This is a genomic window from Petroclostridium xylanilyticum, from assembly GCF_002252565.1.
Classification (GTDB): domain Bacteria; phylum Bacillota; class Clostridia; order SK-Y3; family SK-Y3; genus Petroclostridium; species Petroclostridium xylanilyticum.
In genome coordinates, this window is sequence record NZ_NPML01000007.1 from 288500 (window position 1) to 308373 (window position 19874).

The 19874-nt window shown below is 35.4% G+C and carries 19 protein-coding genes, 2 tRNA genes and 1 riboswitch; of the genes, 3 read left to right on the top strand and 18 right to left on the bottom strand.

Translation table 11 applies throughout. From position 1 onward, the window contains the following. Positions 1 to 196 precede the first annotated feature (196 nt). Together queA and CIB29_RS04695 are read right to left on the bottom strand one after the other, a co-directional pair. A complete protein-coding gene (gene queA, locus CIB29_RS04690) occupies positions 197 to 1222 on the bottom strand; it encodes a tRNA preQ1(34) S-adenosylmethionine ribosyltransferase-isomerase QueA (RefSeq protein ID WP_094547286.1) in 1026 nt (341 codons plus the stop codon). A gap of 222 nt (positions 1223 to 1444) precedes the next feature. Beyond that, entirely contained in the window at positions 1445 to 3184 is a 1740-nt protein-coding gene (locus CIB29_RS04695) for a SpoIID/LytB domain-containing protein (RefSeq protein WP_094547288.1), read from the bottom strand. Positions 3185 to 3348: 164 nt separating this feature from the next. Further along, positions 3349 to 3526: riboswitch (Lysine riboswitch) on the top strand. A 160-nt stretch (positions 3527 to 3686) separates the two neighbouring features. Here CIB29_RS04695 and dapA point away from each other — a divergent pair. From dapA to CIB29_RS04710, 3 genes are all read left to right on the top strand, one after another. Then, positions 3687 to 4577 carry a 4-hydroxy-tetrahydrodipicolinate synthase gene (gene dapA / locus CIB29_RS04700; RefSeq protein ID WP_094547290.1) on the top strand — a complete coding sequence of 297 codons (891 nt, stop codon included), beginning with the start codon at positions 3687 to 3689 and terminating at the stop codon, positions 4575 to 4577. Positions 4578 to 4723: 146 nt separating this feature from the next. Next, positions 4724 to 5482, top strand: a complete 759-nt coding sequence (gene dapB, locus CIB29_RS04705) for a 4-hydroxy-tetrahydrodipicolinate reductase (RefSeq protein ID WP_094547292.1) — start codon at positions 4724 to 4726, stop codon at positions 5480 to 5482. Between the two features lie 16 nt (positions 5483 to 5498). Next, the gene (locus CIB29_RS04710) at positions 5499 to 5969 is read left to right on the top strand and encodes an ACT domain-containing protein (protein ID WP_094547294.1); all 471 of its coding nucleotides are present in this window, start codon (positions 5499 to 5501) and stop codon (positions 5967 to 5969) included. A gap of 62 nt (positions 5970 to 6031) precedes the next feature. On the opposite strand, the gene CIB29_RS04715 is transcribed toward CIB29_RS04710, so the two are convergent. From CIB29_RS04715 to rny, 16 genes are all read right to left on the bottom strand, one after another. After that, on the bottom strand, positions 6032 to 6793 hold the full coding sequence (locus CIB29_RS04715; RefSeq protein WP_094547296.1) for a YesL family protein: 762 nt from the start codon (positions 6791 to 6793) through the stop codon (positions 6032 to 6034). 16 nt (positions 6794 to 6809) lie between these two features. Then, entirely contained in the window at positions 6810 to 7340 is a 531-nt protein-coding gene (locus tag CIB29_RS04720; RefSeq protein WP_094547298.1) for a cob(I)yrinic acid a,c-diamide adenosyltransferase, read from the bottom strand. An 85-nt stretch (positions 7341 to 7425) separates the two neighbouring features. Further along, complete coding sequence (locus CIB29_RS04725) at positions 7426 to 8070, bottom strand: hypothetical protein (RefSeq protein WP_094547300.1); 645 nt, start codon at positions 8068 to 8070, stop codon at positions 7426 to 7428. 36 nt (positions 8071 to 8106) lie between these two features. Then, the gene (locus CIB29_RS04730) at positions 8107 to 8688 is read right to left on the bottom strand and encodes a sigma-70 family RNA polymerase sigma factor (RefSeq protein ID WP_094547302.1); all 582 of its coding nucleotides are present in this window, start codon (positions 8686 to 8688) and stop codon (positions 8107 to 8109) included. Between the two features lie 398 nt (positions 8689 to 9086). After that, positions 9087 to 9779, bottom strand: a complete 693-nt coding sequence (locus tag CIB29_RS04735) for a single-stranded DNA-binding protein (RefSeq protein WP_094547304.1) — start codon at positions 9777 to 9779, stop codon at positions 9087 to 9089. 218 nt (positions 9780 to 9997) lie between these two features. Continuing rightward, positions 9998 to 10666: a Mur ligase family protein gene (locus tag CIB29_RS04740; protein WP_094547306.1), complete on the bottom strand. Its 669-nt coding sequence runs from the start codon at positions 10664 to 10666 to the stop codon at positions 9998 to 10000. A gap of 97 nt (positions 10667 to 10763) precedes the next feature. Continuing rightward, positions 10764 to 11573 carry a polysaccharide deacetylase family protein gene (locus CIB29_RS04745; protein ID WP_094547308.1) on the bottom strand — a complete coding sequence of 270 codons (810 nt, stop codon included), beginning with the start codon at positions 11571 to 11573 and terminating at the stop codon, positions 10764 to 10766. Between the two features lie 115 nt (positions 11574 to 11688). Next, positions 11689 to 12087, bottom strand: a complete 399-nt coding sequence (locus CIB29_RS04750; RefSeq protein WP_094547310.1) for a secondary thiamine-phosphate synthase enzyme YjbQ — start codon at positions 12085 to 12087, stop codon at positions 11689 to 11691. Positions 12088 to 12416: 329 nt separating this feature from the next. Further along, positions 12417 to 12490 (bottom strand) — tRNA-Gln (locus CIB29_RS04755). A gap of 7 nt (positions 12491 to 12497) precedes the next feature. Further along, positions 12498 to 12582, bottom strand: a tRNA-Leu gene (locus tag CIB29_RS04760). Positions 12583 to 12757: 175 nt separating this feature from the next. Continuing rightward, a complete protein-coding gene (locus tag CIB29_RS04765; protein WP_094547312.1) occupies positions 12758 to 14308 on the bottom strand; it encodes an ABC transporter substrate-binding protein in 1551 nt (516 codons plus the stop codon). 174 nt (positions 14309 to 14482) lie between these two features. After that, positions 14483 to 15517 (bottom strand): nicotinate phosphoribosyltransferase, encoded by a 1035-nt coding sequence (locus CIB29_RS04770; protein WP_094547314.1) that lies wholly within the window; start codon positions 15515 to 15517, stop codon positions 14483 to 14485. Between the two features lie 111 nt (positions 15518 to 15628). Beyond that, entirely contained in the window at positions 15629 to 16450 is an 822-nt protein-coding gene (gene pgeF, locus CIB29_RS04775; RefSeq protein WP_094547316.1) for a peptidoglycan editing factor PgeF, read from the bottom strand. A 145-nt stretch (positions 16451 to 16595) separates the two neighbouring features. Next, positions 16596 to 16856, bottom strand: a complete 261-nt coding sequence (locus tag CIB29_RS04780) for a stage V sporulation protein S (RefSeq protein WP_094547318.1) — start codon at positions 16854 to 16856, stop codon at positions 16596 to 16598. A gap of 93 nt (positions 16857 to 16949) precedes the next feature. After that, complete coding sequence (locus tag CIB29_RS04785) at positions 16950 to 17723, bottom strand: TIGR00282 family metallophosphoesterase (RefSeq protein WP_094547320.1); 774 nt, start codon at positions 17721 to 17723, stop codon at positions 16950 to 16952. Positions 17724 to 18104: 381 nt separating this feature from the next. Further along, positions 18105 to 19640, bottom strand: coding sequence for a ribonuclease Y (gene rny / locus CIB29_RS04790; protein WP_479724518.1), 1536 nt, complete (start codon positions 19638 to 19640; stop codon positions 18105 to 18107). Positions 19641 to 19874 lie beyond the last annotated feature (234 nt).

The following is a 19874-nucleotide window of genomic DNA, read 5'->3' on the forward strand; positions in this document are numbered from 1 at the left end:
AGTCCTGCGGATTGTCCGGCGGACAGTCCATAGGACACATTAAAAACTTTTGTATAAAAAACGGCAAAATCGTATCAATTCGCTTCAAAAATGGTCTTGAACACAGATTTTTATACAAATCAGAAGAATAACAGAAAGCCCCTATACCGCTTGGTATAAGGGCTTTCGAGCTTTTGTGTTTCCTGAAAAAAATCTGTTAAACTATGAGCATTGCATCACCAAAACTGAAAAATCTATATTTCTCATTTACAGCAGTATTATATGCGTCTAAAATATTTTCTCTTCCCGCAAACGCACTAACCAACATTAATAGAGTAGATTCCGGCAGGTGGAAATTAGTGATTAAAGCATCAACAATCTTAAACTGGTATCCCGGATAAATAAAGATATCAGTCCATCCGCTACTGCCAACAACGAAGCCATCCTGGCCCGCGGCTGTTTCCAGCGTCCTGCAGCTGGTTGTCCCGACAGCAATGATTCTACCGCCGCTTTGTCTGCATGTATTAATTCTTTTGGCAGCTTCATCGCTTATTATATAAAATTCAGAATGCATTTTATGTTCGAGGATATTCTCCACTTTTACAGGCCTGAAGGTTCCTAATCCGACATGAAGGGTAATAAAAACTACTTCTACCCCCTTCTGTTTAATCTCCTCCAGCAGTTCACGTGTAAAGTGCAGCCCTGCAGTGGGTGCAGCAGCTGATCCCTTATGTTTTGAATAAACTGTCTGGTAACGCTCCTTGTCTTCAAGCTTTTTTGTAATATAGTGAGGTAAAGGCATTTCTCCCAACCTGTCTAATACTTCTTCAAAAATTCCATCATACTCAAACTTCACAATACGATTTCCGTCGTTTACAATCTTTTTTATTTCTGCCTGTAGTTCGCCATTCCCAAATACAAATCTTGAACCTACTTTTGCTCTTCTTCCGGGTTTTAATATAACTTCCCATTCATCTTTACTGATTTGATGAAGCAATACAAATTCTATTTTTCCTCCTGTATCTTCTTTAGTTCCATACAATCTTGCAGGAATCACCCTGGTATCATTTAATACCAGACAGTCTCCAGGATTCAGATATTCAATAATATTTTTGAAAATATCATGGCTTACTTGTCCAGTTTTTTTATTTACCAGCATAAGGCGTGACATTTGTCTGTCACTTAAAGGTTCCTGCGCAATTAATTCTTGCGGTAAATGATAATAAAAGTCTTTTAGCTTCATTTAAACGTCGTCTCCTATACAGTTTATAGTTTATAGTTCACAGAAATTTACCATATCTGGAATCGATATGCTGTGAACTCTTTATTATTATAATACATAATGCACTAATGATTTTGCAACATATAGGTCAATAGTAAATATAAAATCTTTATCGCAACTTATATAGTAATATTGTTTCCACACAGCAATAAATATTACATCAAATATTTTATAAAATCAACGCTATTCTACCTGTGTTCCGGGAAAATAATGGGTAAGAATTTCATCATACTTAAATCCTGCTTCAGCCATCCCCCTTGCTCCCCACTGGCTTAAGCCTACACCATGTCCCCATCCTTTACCATTAAAAGTGTACAACTGCGGAGTTATGGCATAACTTTTTTTAGTATTTGCACCTTTAGTATAAAGTCTTCCTATAGACGGGTTAATGGAAGTAACTCCTTTGCTGCTTATAACCTTAATTTCAGATCCTGTGGTGAGTGTCGGATTCTTTACATTTTTTCCGGCAGCATAGATGTCACTGTCGGTGCTAATGGTATAGTACTGGCTGTTTACAAAGTTCGCTCCAAAAATGGTTCTTGTCTTATCCCTTTCAAAAGTGTGTTCCCCTTTGGTACCCGTTATTCTCAGTTTTATTACACGCCCGGCTGCAGAATATTCAATAGGCTTAATAGATATAATTTTTCCCAAATCATAATTTTGTGCCTTCAACAGCTCTTCTACTTTTTCAGGTGTCATCTCAATTTTCCAGATCCCTCTATCTGCCTTTTCGGTAGGCTCATATTTATCTTCAACACCTACAAGATAAGGAACCCCAGGACCTCCCCAAACATTTCTTATATCCTCGGTATAACCTCCACTGGTAGAAAAATAATAAATATAGGCAGGTTTTCCATTATAAGTAAGGATTTTCCCTCTGGTTTCTTCTACAGCTTTCGTACAATTGGGCTGCTCCCCCTTATATCCGCCATATACTTGACTTGCTGTGGTAGAACACAGATTAAAACCATATTTTGCATACTTATTCATGTGTAAAGCTGCATATGTCCTGGCTGCAACCGCTTGTGCCTTTAGTGCTTCCAACGGCCAGCTTCCTCCCATCTCATATGGTAATACGCCATACAGATATTCCTCAAAGTTTACCACATTGATTACAGTCATATCACTATCGCTAAATCTTTTGAATTCTACTCCGCCTCGATAATCTTTCCCATTTATATTCACCAATGGTATTTGTCCTTTACCGGGCAGTGGTTGTACTAAAAGTGAAAACGGATTATTTTCAAATATAAGTTCCGGTTCTTCTTTTCCTGGTAAAAGTATCTGGATTCTGGAAGAATTCGGCGTAATCACACTACAATTTTTCCCTTCTGCAAGCCTTTGGACCTGTTCCAAAGCATCCTGGGCCTCCTGTTGAGATGTATACAGTCCTGTCCAGACCTTAAAAGAACCGCCAGTAAAAGCCGGAAATGCTTTCAAGCCCTTCTGACCTAGTGAATCAACTTGTTGCATAGCTGAATCATAATTAGAATAATTACCTTCTAATTGTATATGGTAAGGACCATATTTTTTCCCCTGGGGAATATTTGGACCGTTTAGAGAATATTCCTGCATTTGATCTCCGTTTTTAGCAAAAAAAGTATCTTTACGTACTACTAAAGCCTTGACAGCTGCATCACTGAATAAACTTACAAATTGTCCGTCTTTTTCGTATCCTATTTCAAAGCCGGTTTGTGAACCGATAGTTGTACTTGCAACAGCTGACCTCTCAAAATAAATACCTATTCTTATATCTTCTGGTAAATCCTTATATGCATAGCCATGTATAGCTGAAATATTCATTATTAACATAACACTCACTAAAAAAACAACTGCTAATTTTTTCTTAAATCCCATTACTTTCAACTCCCTTACATTTACTTCTTGATGTGCGCTTTTTATACAATAGAACTTATTCGACATATTTCGCTTTTTTCCTCCATAATTATATGTAAATTTTTCAGGCTCTTAGCCTTATAGCTTAAGTGTAGGAATAATATTCATCAACTAAAAAATATACACCCCATAATAAAAAAAAGTTTGACACCATTAAATATAAGTGGTATGATATTTTAAAAAATGAATATGATTTAGATAGAGGCGCACTTTTTATAAGTATGTACAATGAGAAAGCCGGTTTTCAATGATTTGTATTGAAAGGAAAAAGTGCCGAAGGATTTAACTGATCGGTAAGTTGGGTCCTGGTTGTACAGTTAAGAACTGTCCGACTGTCATCAATATTTTTGATGGAGAGCTATCTGTAATTGAAATTATAATTGCGCTAAGTCATATACATATAAGTGCATGTATATAATGTTCAAAAGCAGCTGGTTTTCCTAACCAGTTATTTTTATTTATACCTAAAAATTATGTCATTCTTACAGCCTTTTGGACTGAAGTAAAAATTATTTTAGGAGGTCGTTTTATGAAAAAAACATTGTTTACCGGTTCTGGAGTTGCGATTATTACTCCGTTTACCGATGATGGGGTGGATTTTGAAAAATTGGGGGAATTATTAGAATTCCAGATAGCTGAAAAGACCGATGCTATCATAATATGTGGAACCACTGGCGAGGCCTCTACAATGCCCGATGAGGAGCATAAGGCAGCAATTAAATATACTGTTGAAAAAGTTGCCGGAAGAATACCTGTAATTGCAGGAACCGGTAGTAATGATACAAAGCACGGTATTGAACTAAGCCAGTACGCAGAACAAGTTGGTGCTGATGGCCTCCTGCTTGTAACCCCTTATTATAATAAAACTACTCAGAAAGGCCTGATCGAACATTTTACTGCAATTGCAAACAGCGTAAAAATTCCTATCATATTATATAATGTTCCCGGTAGGACTGGACTAAATATCACTCCTGAAACGCTTAAGACTCTTTCTAAAGTTGAGAATATTGTGGGTATTAAAGAGGCAAGCGGTAATATTTCTCAGGTTGCTCAAATGGCTGCTCTTTGCGGAGATGATATAGCCATATATTCCGGTAATGATGATATGATTGTACCTCTTCTTTCTTTAGGTGGGAAAGGTGTTATTTCTGTGGTAGCAAATATTGCACCAAGAGACACCCATGATATGGTAGAAAAATATTTAAAAGGTGACGTAACAGGAAGTAAAGACCTTCAGCTTAAAATGTTAAACTTGATCAATACATTATTTATTGAAGTTAATCCTATACCTATAAAAACTGCAATGAATCTTCTGGGATATAATGTAGGTAAATTAAGAATGCCATTAACCGATATGTCGGAAAAAAACCTGGAGATTTTGAAAAAAGCGCTTGTTGACTATGGGTTTACTCTTAAATAGTCAACTATGAATAAAATTTATAGAATTGACCAGCATATACAAATAAAAAACTCACAAATAATAATGAAAAATGTTCGTAGTAAAATTAATACTTTACTACGAACCATGAACTATTTTTACACTAATCCAGAAGGATGTGCAAACCAATGATAAAGCTAATTATGAGTGGCTGCAATGGAAAAATGGGAAGAGTTATAACCAGGCTTGTATCTGAAAATGAGGAGTTTAAAATCGTAGCAGGTTTTGATATTGTCGATACAGTAAGTAATGATTACCCGGTATATAAGAATCCGAATGATTCAACGGAAAAGGCTGATGTCATTATAGATTTTTCCCATCCTAATTCCCTTGAAAAATTATTACCCTTTGCAGTATCGAGAAAATTACCCATTGTAGTTGCAACTACAGGACTATCTCACCAGCAAATATCCAAACTTCGTGAAACTGCAAGCAATATACCGGTATTCTTTTCAGCAAATATGTCGCTGGGTGTTAACCTCTTAATTGATCTGGTTTCACGGGCTGCTAAACTTTTAGAGGATTCTTTTGATATAGAAATCATAGAAAAACACCATAACCAGAAGATAGACGCTCCAAGTGGAACGGCACTGGCTATAGCCGATGCAATATCCTCAAGCCTTACACAGACCCGTGACTATGTTTACGACCGGCATTCTGTCCGCAAAAAAAGAGGCAAAAATGAAATAGGCATCCATGCCGTGAGAGGCGGAACGATAGTTGGAGAGCATTCAGTCATTTTTGCTGGCAATGATGAAATTATTGAAATCAACCACAGTGCCATGTCAAAAGAAATATTTGCTGTTGGCGCATTGAAAGCTGCAAAATTCCTTATAGGGAAAAAGCCGGGTATGTATAATATGAAAGACCTTGTAAACAGCCTATGAAGGAAGGTGTTTTATCATGAATCAAAATGCCATAACCAATTTAACAGTGATGAGCGACGTCAGCTTAATTACTTTAGACAACATCCCTAACAAAATACAGGTCCTTTCAAATATTTTTACTGCTATTGCAGGTGAAGGTATAAATATTGATATGATTAGCCAGACTGCCCCTTACAGGGGGATAGTGAATGTTTCCTTTACCCTGCCCGATAATGACCTGGTAAAGGCAATTAATGTACTGGGAAAATTCAAAAAAGATATACCTCAATTGAGAGTAGAAGTTAATTCGAATAATAGCAAAATCTCGGTATATGGTGAAGCAATGAGAGATATTCCAGGGGTTGCCGCAAAACTGTTTACTGTTTTATCGGCAAATGATATTGAAATAAAGTTAGTTACAACTTCAGAAGTTGATATTTCATGTCTTGTTTATGAAAAAGACGTTGATAGAGCTGTAGATGCTATTAAGAAAGAATTTAATCTTTAAATTTTAATGACTAACTGCCAATAAAAAGAAGCGTACCGGTCTAAGCACGCTTCTTTTTTCTTTTAGGCTTGCACATTTGCATCTATATCTTCAATATCTTCGACTTTCTCTGTATTTTCAACTTCTTCGACAGCCTGGATCTTATCAATCATATATTTTTGCAGGATAGGATAAACGTAAAAATTGATCATAAGTCCTAAAGTGCTTAACACAATAAAAGGTGTCAGTAAAATACCTATCATATAGTAATAATAGAATCCTAAAGCTACTATAGCGCATAAAAACAACATACCGATATTTTGAGGAAGCTTTAAAATAGCAAAAATAAAAGCATTTTTGAAAATCTGCTTTACGGTTAATTTAAAAGTAACCAACATCGGGTATATATATAAATGCATGATTATAAATATTATTCCCATAGCAGCAATTACATATTTTAAATAACCTAACAGAACATTCTGAGTTCCTATTTGAGAATAAAACTGAAAATTGACATACCCTATAACCAGCGCAAATAAATCAATAACACTGATAATAAATGCCTGTTTAAAATTCCTTAACGCATGCTCTTTAAAGTCACTCCACACCCAGGCATGCTCTTCCCTAGAAAAGTTTCTTAAAACATAGGTAAACCCTGCGGTAGCAGGCCCTATGGTGATAATTGGTATACAAGCAATAAAATAAATTATATTGAGGGTCACCAATCTCCAAAACTTTCTAAGAAATACTTCAAAGAACACTATAAACCGGCTTTTCGGTGGAGCATCCTTTGGTACGCCCGGGCCTGGTTTCGTATAATCAAAAAAGCCAAAAAATCCTGCCATTTCATTTATAACCCCCTTAATATTCTATCCCTTTCCTTGCTCCTATCCCCTTTTCCATAGGATGTTTTACAGGAACAATTTCAGAAACATAATCAGCCAGATCTATTATGCACTGCGGCGCATTTCGCCCTGTTAGAATTATTTCAACGTGTGCAGGCTTTTTTTGAATAAAGTCACATACCAGTTTTTCATCAATCAGTTTATTATGAATTGCTCCCATAATTTCATCTAAAATTAGAATATCACATTCCCCATTTTGAATAACATTTTGTGCAAACTCGAAGGCCTCATGAACTTCTTTCTTCAGTTCCATTTTTTCCTCTTCATTAAGATTCCAGAAAAAACCTCTTTCTTTTTCAAACCTGAAAATTTTAAAAATTTCGCCCAGTTTCTTAGCTGAATGCAATTCTCCTGTATCTGAGCTTTTAAGAAACTGAATCATATAAACCTTTAAACCTCTTCCTGCACTCCTGAAGCCCTGCCCAATTGCTGCTGTAGTCTTACCCTTTCCGTTTCCAGTATAGACCTGTACTAAACCCTTTAACATAGAACATAGCAACCTCCAGTCCAATAGTTGTCCCTTATATTTTAACAGTAAAAAGGTGTAAATTCAATAAATATATTATTGTAAATTATTGTTTATTCAAATCATTTTCTATAATAGACGGCATACTGTATTTTGTAAGGTAATTCTTCAGCTCCATGATCTGGGTCGTCAACAGTGCAATATCTGTCTTTGTAGCAGGCTGATCATATTGTGAGTACATATCGCTTACAGATTGAAGATGGGAAGTTCCTAAATGCAGACCAAGATAATGCTGCTTAACAATTTGTGCATTTTTTATATGTTTATATGCCGTTGCGTAGCTTACCATACATTTTATACGAATTTTATTTTCTAAAACAATTTCAACACAGTTATTTTCTTTTGCCTTTTCAACTACCTGAATGGATACAAGGTTAATATAACCCAGGCTTCCATCATTTTCTGCTATAGGCTTTCTCATTTTAAACGGAATTAGTATCATGTGTTCACTAAATGGAATAGGTATGACATTTCGCTGACCTATAATAGAAGCATACTTGCGGCGTGACGCTGTGAGGTCAAGCGCATATATATGTGCAAGTCTTATCAATACGGTTTTTATTTTTTTCTTTGCTATATATTCATCACCATTTCTATTAATAATTTTTGTTACGTCCCCTACATTCGGCTCATAAGCAGGTATAATTGCCGCTATACTCCCGGCTAGCATTTCTTCTGTATTGTCCACCATGATTACCTCCCGGCTTACCAACAAAATCTTAATTCCTCATCTTCCTTCTCTTTTTAACAGATTCCTAAGTTTTTGTATTGCTCTTTGTTTTAGCTTTACGACACTCATATAGTGCATATTCATTTTTCTTGCAATTGCGGTCATAGGCATCTTGCTATAATAGCACAAATAGATGATTTCCCGCTGTTTAGGAGTTAATTGTTTAATGGCAGCTGATAATTCTTCATAGGATTCCTGCACCACATATTGTTCCAATGGAGTCGGAGAATCATCATGAATAAAATCGATCTTTGAAACCTTGTCATCCCCAATACTTACATCTTGATCCAGGGAATCGTACACTATCTTCATACCTCTAAAATAGTTCATAAAAAAGTAATTTAGATATGCTTTTACATATCCTAGAAAAGGAATTCCTTTACTTTCATCATAATCATAAGTTAAACGAAGTACTTCCAGATACCCTTCTTGCAGCAGTTCATCGCGGTCAATGCCGATGCTTGCATATTTCTTGATACTTGATAAAATCAGAGGTTTTAGTTTTAACAAGAGCTGTTCGGCTGCTTGATCATCGCCTTTTTTGGTCCTTTGCACCAATTCCTTTAGCTTATATTGCATTTATTTATCTCCTCACTTTTTTGTGAGGGTCGACCCTGACAATGTAGCGCTAAAGAAATTATACAGAGAGTTAGCAATAAATACAAAAACCCACTAAAGCTTACTGGGTATACCAATAAAAGCTAGTAAGTTATCTTTTGAAACACCTCCATATGTTCTTTATGAGCTATTAAGCCGGTTAAATTTACGAAATATAATTATGTCAACCATTAATAGCATATGTTGATTGTATAAGTTTTGTGACCATCAAAAACGACTATTTAGAAAATTGTTTCCACTTCAACAAAATCTTTTTTTGATTTTCTTTATTCAAAAATAATAGGCAATGTACCATAATATAAAATAGCAAAATAAAAGGTTGTTGAGTATTTCATCAACAACCTATGAAAAAGTTTGGTTTAGCAGGAAGAAGGTTGAAAAGTCTCATTGCTCTCATTTTCAATATAGCGCTCAGTGTCATTATTTCTATTAACCACTTCCATTTTTGAAATAGATACCTCATATGCTATCTTGCTAACAGTCTCTGTATCATTGACCTTTTTCTGATATTCTCTACTCTGGATTCTACCCCATACTTTTATATTCTCACCTACTTTAAGGGTTTCGGAATAGCGGGCGTTTCTGCCCCATGCTATGCAGGGAATATAATCGGACTTATTATAAGACCTGTTAACCGCCAGCAAGATATCAGATATTTCCCGGCCAAAGGGTGTTGTCCTGTATACAGGTTCCTTGCATATATATCCGTTTAAGTAGATATAATTAGGATTTTTTACTTTTTTATCATCTTGCAAATATTTTATATCTTTAGCAAATACTGTTAGTATCAGTTTGTTTCCCTCACTATTGTAGTTATTATAAGAACGAAACTGTCCCGAGATTTCTACTTGATCTCCTGCTTTCAATTTCATATTCTTTAATAACCTCTCTGAAACAGTAATCGGAATAAGATCTACCATATCACTAAGCCTGGGAACTTTTAAAATAAAGTTATAAAATCCTTCACCATATACCTCGTGACTAAAAGTTAATTGGCTATCAATTGTCCCTACAATCTCCACTTCATTATTATCTAAAGTGTTTTCCACCATTGACCCCCCACTCTCCTCTCAAATTTATTCTTATGTGCATTAGGGTTTCCTTTATCATATATTTATTCAGACAAACCTAATTTTAGAAGTATTTTTTATGTTCAAACTGAATTCTTTTATATCGATAACCAATATTAAAATTAAAAAATAAATTAATGTAGTTATCGATGAAATTAACCAACTTTAAAATCACAATATTTACTTTTAAAGTTGGTTAATTATAACACTAACTCTTTAAATAATTCTGCATCTATATCACAAATCAAAGCTACAGTGACTGCTGCAAGTGCATCATAAATACTGTTACCCAACGAAGGAACAACTTTAATAGGAAACTCCTGTGGCTCAACATTCTTATTTTCAAGGGTAGTAATATTTCTTTGCAAGCAATATATAAAAGTGCTGCTATGAGCATCTTCTTCAATACTTGATGCTGTTATTGTAACTTTAGAAGCAAGTCCATAAGTAATTACACACATCTTGCTGCCTTTTAGCAGTTCAAATACCGTCTCATCATCTATATTTACAACTGCAATATCATCTTTCCGCATCTTGTCAAATATTCTCTTTTGATATTTTAACAAATCTTTTTCTAATAGTTGATCATCGTCTTCTTTAACACTGTCATATACCAAAATATTAAACCCTATATCGTTGTATATCCCCTTAGAAATCTTTTCGGGTATAACCTTAATAATAACTATATCAACACCATTTTTCCCAAGTTCTTCAATATAACTTTTAAAAGTAGTACCAGGCGGAGTTGAAGAGTGAAAATCATAAGTTTCAATCACATTTAACCTTTTACCTGATCTGCTGAAGATTTTTCGAAGCATATTAATAATTGCTGAGTTTTGATGAACTCCTGATATTGCAACAGTTATCACTTTTTCAACTCCTATCGCTAATTATATTAATACTTTTATGTTTTACACATTCTTATTGTATTATGTAATATGACTTATGAATTTATTTATTAATATTTTAGCTGTCAACTTTTATATGCTTGTCAACTGAAGTTTTATCTTTATTATTTGGTATCTGTTTCCCTGTATGATCAATATGGTAATTGTCCCTGTAAATTAATTCCGAAATAGGTACTATTTTATAGCCTTCTTTTTGTAATGTATCAAGAATTTTGGGTAATGCTGCAGGAGTATATTTAGCTGCATTATGGAATAGTACAATAGATCCGCTTTTCACTCTTTTAGTCACTCTTTCAACAATAGCATCTACCCCCAACTCTTTCCAATCCAGTGAATCCACATCCCATTGGATAGTATAATGCCCCATCTCTCTACACGCTTGAACCACTTTATCATTATAGTCTCCATAAGGCGGTCTAAATAGGAAAGGTCTTTTTCCTGTAATAGCCTCAATCTTGTCATCACATTTCTTTATTTCTTCCTTCATTTTTTCAACGGACAACTGTGTCATATGCGGGTGAGTGTTGGAATGGTTCATGATTTCATGTCCGGCGTCACTTAATGCTTTAACAGATTCAGGGTATTTATCAACCCATCCACCTACGACAAAAAATGTAGTCTTTACCTTATATTGCTCCAAGATATTGATCAGGTCTTGTGTATCTTCATTACCCCATGCAGCATCAAAGGAAATGGATATTGCTTTATCCTGTCTATCTACGTAATAGATAGGTAGATCTCTCTTAAGTGATAATGCAGAAAAGACACTTATTGTTGTATCCCAGTTAAAAGTTAATACTCCACAGATAAGAATAATTGCAAGTCCATAAATGATAAGTGTATTTTTATGAATCACAAACACTTTCATAGAAATGCATCTCCTTTTTATAGTTTTCTTCATTTAATTCTATTCTGAAATGAACTGATTATGACAAAAAAAAGATAGTATAATTGGATATACTATCTTTCCAGGGTGCCTGCTTTTATCCCTCTATAATTTTAACATATACTTTCCTATGTCTTGGACCATCAAATTCTGTGAAATAAATGCCTTGCCAGGTTCCCAGCATTAACTTCCCATTATTAATAATGATATACTGGTTAAAGCCCATCATACTTGCTTTAATATGGGCTGCAGAGTTACCTTCCGCATGCCTGTAGTTATCATCAAAGGGGATAACCTTATTGAGCCGGACTAATATATCGTGCACAACATCGGGATCAGCATTTTCATTTATAGTTAATCCAGCCGTAGTATGAGGCACGTAAATGTAACAAATTCCATTTTTTACTCCACTTTCAAAAACCAACTCGCTTATTTTTCTAGTAATATCTATAAATTCAGTGCTTCTATTTGTCTTTACAGGCACTTCATAAAACATCCATCAATACCTCCTATTTTATTTAATATAGCATTCTTTAATCCGATCATCAAAAATACAATTTTGCTAACTCAACAATCAATTTATTATTTGTTCTGAAAATTTCAGTTTTTTTCATTTTGGATATTGCCATCAATATATTGTTTGTAAATATAATAACATATTTTATGTAGGTAAATAAGTCCTTTTTATATAAAAAACGACTTGAAAAAGATTAGATATAATTTATTCGATTTAAATTTTAAAAAATAAAAAATCACCCCGACTGATAAGGCATAAAATAAAAAACCCATTGAAATATTTATATTTCAATGGGTTTTTATTTAAATTGGCTGCGGGACTAGGATTCGAACCCAGACAAAGTGAGTCAGAGTCACTCGTGCTACCCTTACACAATCCCGCAATATCCATGGTGCAGGAGGCGGGATTTGAACCCGCACACACGTTGTGCACTACCCCCTCAAGATAGCGTGTCTGCCGTTCCACCACTCCTGCTTATAATACTTATTTTTTCCGACAAAGAGTATTATAGCAGGTTCATTATATATTGTCAACACTTTTTTTAATTATATACACATAAATAATTAAATATATTTTAGATCGACTTTTCAGCAGTTTCGACCCGTCCCCTAGTTCATGTGTAAAAGTTTCGATACTGCAGCTTTTTACTCTATTCCTTTAGCAAATACCACTTGTGAATATTGTTATATATATTGGTCCCAATAGGGTTTACATCGCCCCGTAATCTATCATTATACAAAACTGCTGAAGTTCTAAAGTAAAGGCTTATATAGGGTAATTCTTCTGCTATCTGCTTTTGCAAAAGGGAGTAGGCCTGCCTTCTTTGTTCTTTATCTACTGCTTTAAAAGCTTGTTGCAGAAGTTCATCCATTTGCGGATTATTATAGGAAATAAAATTGGTTCCCCTTTCAATTTCTGATGAATGGAATGCAAAGGATAAGTCACTATTTGGAAAAAGATTCAATCCACTCAATACTGCATCAAAATTTTTTGAGTTTAGAATAGAATTCAACTCATTCCAGGCAACTTTTTTTACAGTTACATTCATTCCTACAGCCTTCAACTGGTTTTCTATGATTGTGGCAGCCTTGTCTCTTATAACATTGTCATTGTTCGTAATAATTTCAAAAGAAAGAGACATATTAACACCATCAATCACCTTATCCAGGACTCCATCATTGTTTAAATCATTCCAACCTGCCCCGTTAAGTATTTCTTTAGCTTTCTGGATATCATAATCATAAATCTGTGAGGAAGGATCATATAACCATGATTCAGGATTAACAGGCACATCGGACTTTTTAGCATGATTTAATAGTACCTCATTTATAATTTTGTTTCTATCAATGGCATAAGCAATTGCTTTACGTACAGCTTTATCACTTAGAACTTTATTATTAAAATTAACTGCTATAAATTCATAATAATTGGTAATAAACTCTTTAATCTTGATATTTCCTTTTCCGCTGTATTTTTCCCAGTCTACAACATTGGTGGGAACCAAATCTATCTCTTTCGCCTCAAGCGCATACAAAGCCGTATTATTATCCGGAACTAATTTGACAATAATATCTTCAATATACGGCACATTTTCCCCCCACCATGCAGTATTAACCTTTAATCTTAACTCTTTTAGCGGGTCATATTTAACAAACTTAAAAGGCCCGGTACCGATGGGTTTAAAATCCGGAGTATTTCCGTCCAACTCTTTTCCCTGAAATTGATGCTTGGCCACAATTGGAAAAGTCATCATTTCCAAAAAATTGCCATAGGGTTGAGTCAAAACCACCTTAAATGTGTATTCGTCTACAACACTAAAATAAGAAACAAATTGTATATTAAACTTATATATCGAATCGTATTTACTGCTAGAAAGAACTTTAAAGGTATAATCCACATCATTTGCAGTAAACTGGGCATTGTCATGCCATTTAACATCCTTTCTGAGAAAGAATGTCCAAGTCATCCCATCAGGGGAAACTTCCCATCTTTCGGCTAAAGATGGGAATACATTCATATTTTTATCATATATGATTAGACTATTAAAAACCAGATTTAAAATTTCTGCATTCGACTTGCTTTTTGTAAACAAAGGGTTTAAAGTATCCGGATTTAAAGAATAAAGGTTTAACGTCCCACCTTTTACCGGCCCGGTATCTTGAATATCTTTTCTTTGCTCCGGCTGAATATTATCATCCAAACTCTGTTCACCCTGTTGATAGTTACAAGAGCTTAATAGCAATAATATCAATAAAAAAATGCAAACTACGCTAATTATTTTTTTCAAATAAAGTAAAGCTCCCTTCAATCTTTTTGATTCAATAATACACTATTAATATAAATTACATTAAAGTTTTTACATAACTGGCCAAATTTATTTAATCTTCACTAACTTAGGATTGGCTATTAAACCTGGTATTCTTCCCCTTTTAGCAACTGGTCTTCCATTTACTTCTTTCAAATCCATCGTCATTTCTATTGCCGGTGCGCCGGAAATATAGCTGCCAACTCCAAATGCATCCACTCCACAATTTGAAAGAAGTCTAATCCTCTCCGGAGTTAGTCCTCCTGAGACAAATATTTTAACATGGGTGTATCCTGCCATGTCTAATCTTGCTCTTACCTCTTGAACTAAAGCAGGGGTAACACCACCTCTTTCACTGGGAGTATCAAGCCTTATTCCTGCAAGCTTATCTTTCAAGAATTCTGCTACTCTTAAACTCTCTTCTACTTCATCTTTATACGTATCAATCAGAATAATTCTTGGATCCTCGTCTGGCATACATTCATCATACGCTTGGGCAATCGTCAGGGTATCTCCGGCAATCAAAAAAGCGGCATGAGGTACAGTTCCCGAAGGTTCCTTTCCCATCATCTTTGCTGCTAAAATATTACTTGCATTATTGGCTCCTCCGATAATAGCTGCTCTTTCCATTACCGGGGCTACAGCTGGATGAATGTGCCTGGAACCAAAACATATAAATGGTTTATCTCCACACGCTTCCCTGCATTCCCTTGCAGCCGTTGCCCATCCCGAAGAGCTTGCAAGACATCCCAGGATTACTGTTTCAAACATGCCGAATTCACTGTAAATTCCTTTGATTCTAACCAGAGTCTCTTTAGGTTGAAAAGTATCCCCTTCTTCTATTGCCCAAATCTCTATATTTTTATCCTTTAAAAGATTAATTACTTCCCCTATTCCGCTAAACATACCACTTTGACGGGCAAAAATCTCTGCTGTAACAATAGTATTCTCCAAATTTAAGTGCTTTAATATTTCCAAGGTCCTGATAAAATAAATATCCGTTGTTGCTCCAGATGCGATCTCATCGTGGTTCGCAGAATAAAATAGTCTTTCCTGTTCAGGAGAATAGTTTTTTACATCTTCTAGTGTCTTAAGTTGCTTCATAGAATTTGTGCCTCCTATTTAGTTCTTAATTAATAGTTCGTTGTTTATAGTTAGTAGTTTGTAGTTCATGGTTTGTAGTTCTTAAAATTAATGTTTTACCATGAACTATTTCTATACTAGTTGCATTATTGCTGCCAAACTGCCTGTTTTCCCTTTATCCCGCCTATGTGAAAAATATAACTTTTCATTGCAGTAGGTACATTCTTGTGCGACAGTAATATGTTCATCTTTTATGCCTGCTTGTTGAAACTGCAACACATTCGCCCTCCAGAGGTCTATATGGTATTTCTTATTTTTCTTCTCTTCAATGAATTCTTCAGCATTTTTACCGAAGGACTTAAAAAATTGTCCTACCACTGGCTCATCTACTTCAAAATGACATTTACCAATTGAAGGGCCTATTGCTGTAAGAATATTATCGACACAGCACCCATATTCATTTATCATCTTATATATAGTCTTTTCTCCAATTTTTTTTACTGTTCCTCTCCAACCGGAGTGGGAAAGGGCAATAACTCCTTTTATCGGATCAAGAAAAAACAATGGAACACAATCGGCGTAAAATGTGACAAGAGGTACTCCTCTTTCGCTGGTAATAAGACCATCTACACCTCTTATATCGCTTTCAACAGTTATACCTTTTCCACCATCTTGCATTGTTATACTTGCGATATTGTCTTCATGAACTTGATTGGAAAACACAAGGTTTCTGTAATCAACGTTTATTTGCTGAGTAATAATTCTAAAATTGTTGAGTACATTTTCCCGTGTATCATTTCTATTAAATCCAAGATTAAGCGCTTGACATTCACCGCTGCTGGTTCCACCTGTCCTGGAAGTAAAGCAGTGGGTTACAACTCCTGTTTCATCAAAACAGGGAATAGTAAGATACTCCAGATTGCCAACAATATGGTGCTTAAATCCTATATTCATCTGACACCTCTTCTATAATAACCTACTTTTTTCATTTCTCCGCACTGATTATACCATATAAATTACAAGAATAAAAGAGAAGTGCAAAAAATCCCCACCAGACTTTTTGCACTTAACAGTTCCTTGCCAATTATCGATTTTTTGTCTACCTTGGCTCTACGATGAGCTTTATAGCTGTCCTTTCTTCTCCATCAATCACAATATCAGTAAATGCCGGAATGCATATCAAGTCAATTCCGGAAGGAGCTACAAATCCCCTTGCAATTGCTACTGCTTTTATAGCCTGGTTTAATGCCCCCGCGCCTATTGCTTGTATCTCCGCAACCCCTTTTTCACGAATTACACCAGCTAATGCTCCTGCAATAGAATTTGGACTGGATTTAGATGAAACTTTAAGTACCTCCATCGCTGCTACCTCCACCTATTTAATTTATATACATATATTCTACACAAACCAGGAAAATCCTTCTTTTTTTTATATTTTTTTCAGAGGTTATACTTATTTAATAACTATTCTATTAATACTTGTCGTTTTTCCAGTTACTTCATCAATCTCCAGGATAATTCCGTTAAATTGTGCCGGCCCATCAGCTATTTCAAATTTTTCCGGGAAATGAGTAATGAAACGGTTAATGATTATTTCTTTTTGTACTCCTAAAATAGAATCGTATGGCCCGGTCATACCAATATCAGTAATATATCCGGTACCTTTAGGTAGTATTCTTTCGTCAGCAGTTTGGACATGCGTATGTGTTCCGAAAACTGCACTTACTTTCCCATCTAAATACCAACCCATGGCAACTTTCTCGGAGGTCGCTTCTGCATGAAAATCTACTATAATAATATTTGTGATTTTCTTAATCAGTTTTAACTCATTTTCAATTACCCTAAAAGGGCAATCCAAATTTTCAAGATAAACTCTTCCAGAAATATTCACTATTGCCGCTTTGCTATTCTTTACACCTACTACGATATGACCACTACCAGGAGTTCCAGGAGGATAATTTGCAGGTCTAATGATTTTTAAATTTTCTTCAAATAGCCTTACTATCTCTTTCTTACTCCATACATGATTTCCCATAGTAATTACATCAACACCATGATTAAACAGCTCATAAGCAATATGACGTGTAATTCCATTACCTGCAGCAGAATTTTCCCCATTAGCTATACATAGATCTACTTCTAATTCTTTTTTTACCTTACCTAAAAAATCTTTAATCATTGCACGGCCTGAATTACCTACAATATCTCCAATAGCTAAAACCCTCAATCAATTTCCTCCTGTCAGAACAAGATTGACTAAAATCAATCCTTGTTTTCATTAGGAAACCTCTCCGTTTCCTGCCTCCCATATTATCATAATTTACCTATATATAATACACTTAATATATTACATTATTCCAAATCTATCCACATATTCCATGTTTTACTGTCGGCTTATACCGGCATCCGTGTCGGGATAAGCCTAAAATCACCCTCCATGGTGGTTTTCCGGCTGCAACATTCCATACATGATGCGACTTGCCCGTCACAATGTATGTAATGTATTTAGTGTTTTTTATATAATATTTAAATAGTGGGTAGAAAATAGCGGACCGTGGACTGTAACAACACTACCCACTAACCACTACTCACTACCCACTCGTATTATCTATCTTGCATACTCAATTGCCCTGGTTTCCCTTATGACATTTACCTTAATTTGACCAGGATATTCCAGTTCACTTTCTATTTTTTTAACAATATCTCTAGCTATTAATACAGCATTTTCATCACTTACATCTTCAGGCTTAACCATAATTCTTATTTCTCTACCTGCTTGAATAGCAAAAGATTTATCTACACCATTAAATGAATTAGCAATTTCCTCAAGTTTTTCAAGTCTCTTTATATAAGTTTCAAGATTCTCCCGTCTAGCTCCAGGTCTTGCAGCTGAAATTGTATCAGCCGCCTGGACAAGGCAAGCAATAATGGTCTCAGGTTGGACATCGCCGTGATGAGCCATAATGGCATGTATAACTTCTTGACTTTCCCTGTACTTTTTAGCAATATCAGCGCCAATCGTTACATGGGAACCTTCAACCTCATGGTCTACAGCCTTCCCAATATCATGAAGTAATCCTGCCCTCTTTGCAATATTAACATCTGCCCCCAGCTCTCCTGCCATAATACCGGCTAGGTGCGCCACTTCAATAGAATGCCTTAGTACATTCTGACCATAGCTGGTCCTGAATTTCAATTTTCCCAGTAATTTTATTAACTCAGGATGCAAACCATGCACGCCTGTTTCAAAAGTCGCATGCTCACCTTCCTGCCTGATAGTATTTTCCACTTCTTTCCTGGACCGTTCAACAGTCTCTTCAATCCGCGCAGGATGAATACGACCGTCTATAATAAGCTTTTCCAGGGCTACGCGGGCAACTTCCCTTCTTATAGGATCAAAGCCTGATAAAATTACTGCTTCAGGAGTATCATCAATAATTAAATCTATTCCGGTTAAGGTTTCCAGTGTCCTGATATTTCTTCCTTCTCTACCGATGATTCTTCCTTTCATTTCATCATTTGGTAAAGGTACAACTGACACTGTAGCTTCAGCTACATGATCTGCAGCACATTTTTGTATCGCCGCACTTATAATATCTTTAGCTTTTTTCTCAGCCTCTTCCTTAGTCTTAGCTTCAATGTCTTTAATCATGATTGCAGCTTCATGTTTAACCTCATTCTCTATATTTTTCAAAAGATAATTCTTTGCCTCTTCTACGGTCAGGCCAGATATTCTTTCCAGTTCTTCAAGCTGCTTTCTTTGAATTTCCAAAGTTTCTTCCTGCAGAGCTTGTATTTCCTTACTTTTTCTATTCAGCATATCTTCCTTTGCTTCAAGAGATTCAACTTTTCTGTCCAAAGTTTCTTCTTTTTGTTGAATTCTTCTCTCTTGACGCTGAAGTTCATTTCTTCTTTCCTTTATTTCTCTGTCAAACTCGATTCTATTTTTATGAATCTCTTCTTTTGCTTCCAATAAAGCTTCTCTCTTCTTATTCTCAGCAGTCTTACAAGCATCACTGATAATTCGTTTCGCTTCTTCTTCTGCACTGCCTATCTCAGCTTCAGCAATCTTTTTTCTATATGCAATTCCAAAACGGAAAGCGAATATACCCGAAAATATTGCTGCACCAAGTGCAACGGCAATTAATATGATTATTTCTCCAAATGTAATAATGTGCACCTCCCTTATTATCAAAATAATTTCGGAAACTCACTCTTCTCTTGTCATTGAAGGTACAACGTCGCAGTCTTCTACTGCACTTTAACTTTACAACAGCAGGCTCGCCACGCTGCTGTAACTCCTTACCATGACAAAAAAATATTCCATAAAATGGTTTCCAGATACCTTCTTGAACCTCCCACAACTAAAGCCGCAGGA

Coding starts and splice junctions, on each gene's coding strand:
- queA (WP_094547286.1), bottom strand. CDS start 1,222: ATGAAGCTAAAAGACTTTTATTATCATTTACCGCAAGAATTAATTGCG.
- CIB29_RS04695 (WP_094547288.1), bottom strand. CDS start 3,184: ATGTCGAATAAGTTCTATTGTATAAAAAGCGCACATCAAGAAGTAAAT.
- dapA (WP_094547290.1), top strand. CDS start 3,687: ATGAAAAAAACATTGTTTACCGGTTCTGGAGTTGCGATTATTACTCCG.
- dapB (WP_094547292.1), top strand. CDS start 4,724: ATGATAAAGCTAATTATGAGTGGCTGCAATGGAAAAATGGGAAGAGTT.
- CIB29_RS04710 (WP_094547294.1), top strand. CDS start 5,499: ATGAATCAAAATGCCATAACCAATTTAACAGTGATGAGCGACGTCAGC.
- CIB29_RS04715 (WP_094547296.1), bottom strand. CDS start 6,793: ATGGCAGGATTTTTTGGCTTTTTTGATTATACGAAACCAGGCCCGGGC.
- CIB29_RS04720 (WP_094547298.1), bottom strand. CDS start 7,340: ATGTTAAAGGGTTTAGTACAGGTCTATACTGGAAACGGAAAGGGTAAG.
- CIB29_RS04725 (WP_094547300.1), bottom strand. CDS start 8,070: ATGGTGGACAATACAGAAGAAATGCTAGCCGGGAGTATAGCGGCAATT.
- CIB29_RS04730 (WP_094547302.1), bottom strand. CDS start 8,688: ATGCAATATAAGCTAAAGGAATTGGTGCAAAGGACCAAAAAAGGCGAT.
- CIB29_RS04735 (WP_094547304.1), bottom strand. CDS start 9,779: ATGGTGGAAAACACTTTAGATAATAATGAAGTGGAGATTGTAGGGACA.
- CIB29_RS04745 (WP_094547308.1), bottom strand. CDS start 11,573: ATGAAAGTGTTTGTGATTCATAAAAATACACTTATCATTTATGGACTT.
- CIB29_RS04750 (WP_094547310.1), bottom strand. CDS start 12,087: ATGTTTTATGAAGTGCCTGTAAAGACAAATAGAAGCACTGAATTTATA.
- CIB29_RS04770 (WP_094547314.1), bottom strand. CDS start 15,517: ATGAAGCAACTTAAGACACTAGAAGATGTAAAAAACTATTCTCCTGAA.
- pgeF (WP_094547316.1), bottom strand. CDS start 16,450: ATGAATATAGGATTTAAGCACCATATTGTTGGCAATCTGGAGTATCTT.
- CIB29_RS04780 (WP_094547318.1), bottom strand. CDS start 16,856: ATGGAGGTACTTAAAGTTTCATCTAAATCCAGTCCAAATTCTATTGCA.